This is a genomic window from uncultured Nitratireductor sp., from assembly GCF_913053745.1.
GTDB lineage: Bacteria > Pseudomonadota > Alphaproteobacteria > Rhizobiales > Rhizobiaceae > Nitratireductor.
Map to the genome: position 1 here is coordinate 1 of NZ_CAJXGF010000212.1, position 6,088 is coordinate 6,088.

Annotated in this window: 7 protein-coding genes; 2 read left to right on the forward strand and 5 right to left on the reverse strand. The window is 64.2% G+C overall.

Translation table 11 applies throughout. From position 1 onward, the window contains the following. Positions 1-356 (reverse strand): GntR family transcriptional regulator (locus QZ638_RS21970; RefSeq protein WP_295814566.1); only part of this gene is annotated, 356 nt, incomplete at its 3' end. 193 nt (positions 357-549) lie between these two features. Between QZ638_RS21970 and QZ638_RS21975 the strand changes: the two genes are divergently transcribed. Together QZ638_RS21975 and QZ638_RS21980 are read left to right on the forward strand one after the other, a co-directional pair. Further along, a complete protein-coding gene (locus QZ638_RS21975) occupies positions 550-1,446 on the forward strand; it encodes a dihydrodipicolinate synthase family protein (protein ID WP_295814569.1) in 897 nt (298 codons plus the stop codon). A gap of 85 nt (positions 1,447-1,531) precedes the next feature. Then, a complete protein-coding gene (locus QZ638_RS21980) occupies positions 1,532-1,969 on the forward strand; it encodes an N-acetyltransferase (RefSeq protein ID WP_295814571.1) in 438 nt (145 codons plus the stop codon). Here the strand turns inward: QZ638_RS21980 and QZ638_RS21985 are convergent. The 4 genes from QZ638_RS21985 to QZ638_RS22000 form a co-directional block, all read right to left on the reverse strand. Continuing rightward, positions 1,966-3,093 carry an anhydro-N-acetylmuramic acid kinase gene (locus QZ638_RS21985; RefSeq protein ID WP_295814573.1) on the reverse strand — a complete coding sequence of 376 codons (1,128 nt, stop codon included), beginning with the start codon at positions 3,091-3,093 and terminating at the stop codon, positions 1,966-1,968. The genes QZ638_RS21980 and QZ638_RS21985 overlap by 4 nt on opposite strands. A gap of 8 nt (positions 3,094-3,101) precedes the next feature. After that, positions 3,102-4,115, reverse strand: a complete 1,014-nt coding sequence (locus QZ638_RS21990; protein ID WP_295814575.1) for a serine hydrolase — start codon at positions 4,113-4,115, stop codon at positions 3,102-3,104. Between the two features lie 2 nt (positions 4,116-4,117). Beyond that, positions 4,118-5,863, reverse strand: coding sequence for an ABC transporter ATP-binding protein (locus tag QZ638_RS21995; protein WP_295814578.1), 1,746 nt, complete (start codon positions 5,861-5,863; stop codon positions 4,118-4,120). Beyond that, a partial coding sequence (locus QZ638_RS22000; RefSeq protein ID WP_366936275.1) for an ABC transporter permease subunit occupies positions 5,860-6,088 on the reverse strand: 229 nt, incomplete at its 5' end. The genes QZ638_RS21995 and QZ638_RS22000, both read right to left, overlap by 4 nt.

Here is a 6,088-nt window from a genome sequence, read left to right on the forward strand (position 1 = left end):
GCCGCGCCCGCCTCTATGAACTGGCGCATCTGCTCCAGATGCGCGCCGCTCTCCGCATCGCCGAAAATGTCGCGGATGTGATCGCCGGCCAGTTGCAACACGGTCTGCAGTGAAGGGCGTGCCACACGCGGACGACGACCCGCGCCCGCCTCCGCATAGCCGCGCGCCTGCATCTGCTGCAATGCCGCACGCACCGTGGGGCGCGAAGCGGAGAAGCGCTCACAGAGCTCACGCTCGGTCGGCAGAAACGCACCGATCTCCAGCCGGCCTTCACGCGCTTCCTCGATAAGCGCCTCGGCGATCTCGTCGGACACGCGCCGTGTTTCGACCATTTCTTCCGGATGGGCAGCGGACACGTTTTTCAACTCCCATATAGCCCTGCCTCCTCTCTAAATGGCAGGGCCGGTTGTCCAAACTCAATTTTTGGTATTACCAAATATAATTGTTGTCAAACAAAAAACTCTATCTATGCTGATGCCACCTGCCAAGAAGCAGATTCCTATGGCAGCGAAACCCGGACGCCGCTTCCAGAATGCAAGGAACAGCCGCATGACCAATCCGCTGGCGGGCATGTATGCCGCCCTCCTCACCGGCCTCAACGATGCGGGCGATTTCGACCCGGCGCGCCAGAAGGCGATCGATGCCTATGCGCTGGGGCAGGGGCTCGACGGGCTTTATGTCGGCGGCAGCAGCGGCGAATCGGGTCTTCTGGGCGTTGATGAACTTCTGGCGCAGCAGGCCGTGGTCGCTGAAAGCGCGCAAGGCGCTGCCGCAACACTGATCGCGCATGTGGGCGTTCCCAATCTTCGCGATTCGATCCGGCTCGCACAGAATGCACAAAAGCTCGGCTACCACGGTCTCTCGGCCCTGCCGCCCCACGCCTACCCTTTTTCGGATCGCGAGATTTTCGCCTATTACGAAGCGCTGTCAGCCGCCACCGACCTGCCGCTCATCGTCTATGAAGTACCCGTCCGCACGGGACGTCCCTTCAGTCTCGACCTTCTTGGCCGCATTCTCACACTGCCCGGCGTCGGAGGCATCAAGTTCACCTCGATGGACCTCTTCAAGTTCGCCACGCTGCGGCGGCGGTTTCCCGAGAAGACGTTTTTCTTCGGTTTTGACGAAGTCTATCTGTCAGGCGCGGTCATGGGCGCGCATGGTGGCATCGGCACCACCTACAATCTCCTTGGCAGGCTCTATGCCGCGCTCAACGAGGCGGTAGAGAAAGGCGCTCTCGAGCGCGCCCAGGAACTGCAGACGATCTCGCAGCGTTTCGTGGAAGTGCTGATGGAGACCGGCGTGCTGCCGGGCGTGAAGGCCGCCCTCCGCCTGCGTGGGGTCGACTGCGGGCCGACGCGCCTGCCCCTCGCGCCGCTGGTCGACGATTGCGATGCGCGCATAAACGCCATTCTGGCCGATCCGGACATCGCCGCCTGGGTGGGGTGATTTTCACTCCCCCTCCGCTACGGCTTGTCGTTTCCAGCCTGACAGCTAGAACAATCGGCACTGTGTGCGGAAAGGCGAGGTGGCAATGAGCGTGACATTCGAAATCACCGAAACACCGGATGAGGCGGCGCTCGCGCGGGTGGAGACGGAACTTGCCGCTTTCAACGACGCCGATGTCGGCCCTTCGGAAAAGGCCATGCTCGCCATCCTCGTGCGCGATGAGCGCGGTGCGGTGGTCGCCGGCATCTCCGGCTACACCGCATGGGGCTGGCTCTACGTTCAGAAACTGTGGGTGGATGAAAGCCTGCGCGGGCAGGGCATGGCCGGGCGCATGCTGACTGCGGCGGAAGAAGAGGCAGAGCGTCGCGGCTGCCACGGAGCCTTCATTGACACGTTCAATCCCGGCGCGGAAAAAGCCTATACGCGCCAGGGCTATAAAGAGTTCGGTCGGATGGAAGACTTTCCGAAAGGCCGCAGCCGCATCTTTCTTCGGAAACGGCTTGGCCCAGCGGCCAGTGATTAACAAGCGATCTTTCCGCCGCGCAGCGGTTCGGGCGCGCCCGTCGTCGTCGGGAAGCTGATCGGCAGATCGCGCAGCACGCGCACAGCCAAGAAGGCGAAGCACTCGGCCTCGATGGCGTCGCCACGCCAGCCCACCGTTTCGGCGGGGGCCGCTTCCACACCGGCGCGTTCCCCCAGCATTTTCATGATGGTCGGGTTGTGCCGACCACCGCCGCACACAAGAAGCCGCTTCGGGCGCATGGGCAAAAGATCGAGCGCCTTGCCGACCGCCGATGCGGTGAAGGCCGTCAGCGTCGCCGCCCCCGTATTGGCATCGAGCCTATCCGCCATGGTGGCGCCGAAGTCGAACCGGTCGAGCGATTTCGGATAGGACGCGGTGAGATAAGGATGCTTCAGCAGTTCCGCCAGCCGCGCCTCGTCCACCGTGCCGGAAGCGGCAAGCGCGCCATCGCGGTCCATCTCGCCGAGCCCCTGCGCCTTGACGAAATCGTTGATCGGCGCATTCGCCGGACCGGTGTCGAAAGCGATCACCCGGTCCGCACCGTCCCACCAGGTCACATTGGCCACGCCGCCCAGATTGAGCACCGCCGTCTCACCGCTCGCATCCACGTCGCGCAAAAGAGCCGCGTGATAGGCTGCCGAAAGCGGCGCACCCTGTCCGCCGGCGCGCATGTCCGCCGAGCGGAAATCATAGATCACCGGACAGCCCAGAATGGAGTGCATCAGCGCGCCGTCGCCGAGCTGCCGCGTCTCGCCGAGACGCCCTTCCTGCGGCGCACGGTGCAGCACCGTTTGTCCGTGAAAGCCGACCGCGCCGATATCGGCCATGGTCAGACCATGGCTTTCCACCAGCGCGCGCACCGCTTCAGACTGCGCGCGCGTCAGAACCTCTTCCGCCTTCGCGAAGATCGCCGGTTCATCGCCCTTAAAATTCCACGCCCGCGCCTGCTGCAGCGATTCTTCCAGAAGGTCGCGTGTCGATTGCGGATAGGGCGCCAGCGTGTAAGCGCCGAACGCTTCGATGCGCTCGCCATCCGTTTTCAGAAGCGCCACGTCGATGTTTCCGTCGAGCACGGTGCCGGTCATCAGGCCGACGGCCCAGACAGGCTCGAATCTCTCAGCCATGTGCGCTCCTATCCTGCGTTCATGCAATCGCCGACCGCCTGTCGCAGCGCAGCGATGCCGCTGTCGAAATGCCGGGTCGGATGTATGCGGTTGGTGAGAAGGGTCCAGGCAACGCCATTGTCGAAATCGACCCACAGCCCTGTTCCCGTGAAACCCGTGTGCCCGATGGTGCCGGCGCTCGCCAGCGCCCCGCCGGGCCAATCTTTATAGGGCCGTTCCCAGCCATGGGTGCGCTTTTCCGAAAGGGGCGTGCGCATCAGCGCCACCGTCTCGTCACCTTTCGCGTCACCCGCAAAAAGCCCTGCCGCGAAATCGAGCACCGCATCCGCCGTGCCGAACAGTCCGGCATGCCCCGCGCCCTCAAGTGCTGAACAATTGTCGTCATGCACCTCGCCGCAAAGCACCCGGTGCCGCCATGTGCAGTCCTCGGTTGCCGCCGTCTTTTCTGGATTGGCGGCAAAGGCAAAGCCCGGCCCCGGATCGAAATCGCGCAGCCTTTTGCCTTCAAGCCGCTCCAGCGCGAAACCGAGCAGAATGAAATTGATGTCGGAATAAACAGGCGGACCTTTTTCCCAGCGCCGCTGGAGAATGAAGGCGCGCAAGAGGTCCGCATCGCGGCCATAGGTGTAGATCGGCTCCACCGCCGGAAACGGCGTCTGGTGGCCGAGGCACTGGCGAAACGTCACCTGTCGTTCCCATGCGTCCGGATCGTATTGACGCAGATCCGGCAGGAGCGTGGTGAGCGGCGCATCGAGATCGATCACGCCCTCCTTCGCCAGCTCCAGAATGCGCGTGGTGGTGAAGATCACTTTGGTCAGCGATGCGAGATCGAACCAGGTGTCGGTGCGCATTTCGCGCTCCTGCGGCACGCGCTGCGCATATCCGGTGGCGCACACCATGCGCCCGCCAGCCCGGTCGATCGCACCGAGCACCCCGCCGGGTATACGCCCGGCCTCAACCGCTTCGCGCAGCAGGGCAAAGGCGCGCTCGAAGCGCGGCGCAAATCCGGGCGTGTCCGTCATGCTCATGCCTCCGCCCGTGCCATGTGGTCGGGGCCGAAACTCTGCCAGTTGGCCGGCTCCGGCTCGAAGCCCAGCGGCCGCACCAGCGAGGGCACCTGCCGCGTGTCCACCTCGAAAATTTCCTTGCGCCGGTCGACGCTCGGCACCGCCGAGATCAGCCGTTTCGTATAGGCGTGTTTCGGGTCGGAAAGAACCGACGCCGCATCGCCAATCTCGACGATCTGCCCCGCATAGACCACTGCGATGCGGTGCGCGATGCGCTCCACCACCGCCATGTCGTGCGAGACGAACAGATAGGCAAGGCCGAACTCGCGCTGCAGGTCCACCAGCAGCTCCAGCACCTTGGCCTGCACCGAAACGTCGAGCGCCGAGACGGCCTCGTCCAGCACCACGACAGACGGGTTCAGCATCAGCGCGCGGGCGATACACAGGCGCTGCCGTTGGCCGCCGGAAAACTCGTGCGGATAGCGCTCCAGCGCATTCTCCGGCAGACCCACCCGGTCGAGCAGCATGCGCATGCGCGCCTGCGTTTCGCCGTTCAGCCCGCCGCCGGCGGCAATCACAGGCTCGGCCAGAATGCTGTCCACCCGAAGCCGCGGATTGAGCGAGGCATAGGGGTTCTGGAACACCATCTGCACCGGCTTGCCGCTCTGCCGCGCCGCGCCATTCGTGTTGGCGGAGAACGTGCCGCGCGTCGGCTCGACCAGCCCCAGAATGGCGCGCGCCGTGGTCGATTTGCCCGAGCCGCTTTCGCCGACAATGCCCAGCGTCTCGCCCGGCATCAGGTCGAAATCGACCCCGTCCACCGCATGCACCGCACCGGTCTGCCGGCGCAGGAGGCCGCCGGTCACCGGAAAGCGAACCGTCAGCCCCTCGACTTTAAGCGCCGGCGCAGCACTTGGCTCGTCGGCCCGGCGATGGTCGGTGCGGGTGGCGCGCCCAGCCTCGAAATGCGGCACGGCGCTCAGAAGATGCTTCGTATAGGGATGCTGCGGCGCATCGAGCACCGCGTCGAGCGGACCCTGTTCCACAGCCTCGCCGTTCTGCATCACCATCACCTTGTCGGCGATGCCGGCCACCAGACCGATGTCATGGGTGATGAAGATCATGCCCATGCCGGTGTCGCGTTTCAGCTCGGCGAGAAGCGCCATGATCTGCGCCTGCACCGTCACGTCGAGCGCGGTGGTGGGCTCATCCGCGATCAGGAGACGCGGATTGCACGAGAGCGCGGTGGCGATCATCACGCGCTGGAGCATGCCGCCGGAAAGCTGGTGCGGACAATATTTCAGGCGTCGCGCGGCATCGGGTATGCGCACGCGGTCAAGCGCATCCTTCGCCGCTTGCCGCGCCTGCCTTCCGGTCAGGCCACGATGCAGGCGGAACGATTCCTCGATCTGCTCGCCAATGGTCAGAACCGGGTTGAGCGAGGTCATCGGCTCCTGAAAGATCATGCCGATTTCGCCGCCGCGGATTTTCGTAAGCTCCTGCTCACCGGCTTCTGCCAGATCGAGCGTCCTGCCATCCTCGCGAGTGAACCGGATCGAGCCATCGAGAATACGCCCGCCACCGAAATCCACCAGCCGGTTGATCGACAGCGCGGTGACGGATTTGCCCGAACCGCTTTCGCCGACAATGGCCAGCGTCTCGCCGGCTGCGAGATCGAAGCTCACGCCATGGACGATTTCATTGCCTTCGGGCTTGCGGCCGAAACCGACGCGCAGGTTTGAAACGGACAGAAGCTGCGTCATGCGACCGACCTCCGCGTCCTGGGATCGAGAATGTCGCGCAGCGCATCCCCCAACAAATTGAAGCCGAGAATGCCGATCATGATCGCAATGCCCGGGAAGATGAGAAGCCAGGGCGCCATCTCCATCAGATTGCGGCTGTCGGCGAGCATCAGTCCGAGCGACGAGGCGGGCGGCTGCGTGCCGAGGCCGAGAAAGCTCAAGACCGATTCCAGCAGAATGATGCCG

What these genes read in the sequence shown, in the direction of transcription:
- QZ638_RS21975 (WP_295814569.1), top strand. Translation starts at nt 550, where the DNA reads ATGACCAATCCGCTGGCGGGCATGTATGCCGCCCTCCTCACCGGCCTC.
- QZ638_RS21980 (WP_295814571.1), top strand. Translation starts at nt 1,532, where the DNA reads ATGAGCGTGACATTCGAAATCACCGAAACACCGGATGAGGCGGCGCTC.
- QZ638_RS21985 (WP_295814573.1), bottom strand. Translation starts at nt 3,093, where the DNA reads ATGGCTGAGAGATTCGAGCCTGTCTGGGCCGTCGGCCTGATGACCGGC.
- QZ638_RS21990 (WP_295814575.1), bottom strand. Translation starts at nt 4,115, where the DNA reads ATGACGGACACGCCCGGATTTGCGCCGCGCTTCGAGCGCGCCTTTGCC.
- QZ638_RS21995 (WP_295814578.1), bottom strand. Translation starts at nt 5,863, where the DNA reads ATGACGCAGCTTCTGTCCGTTTCAAACCTGCGCGTCGGTTTCGGCCGC.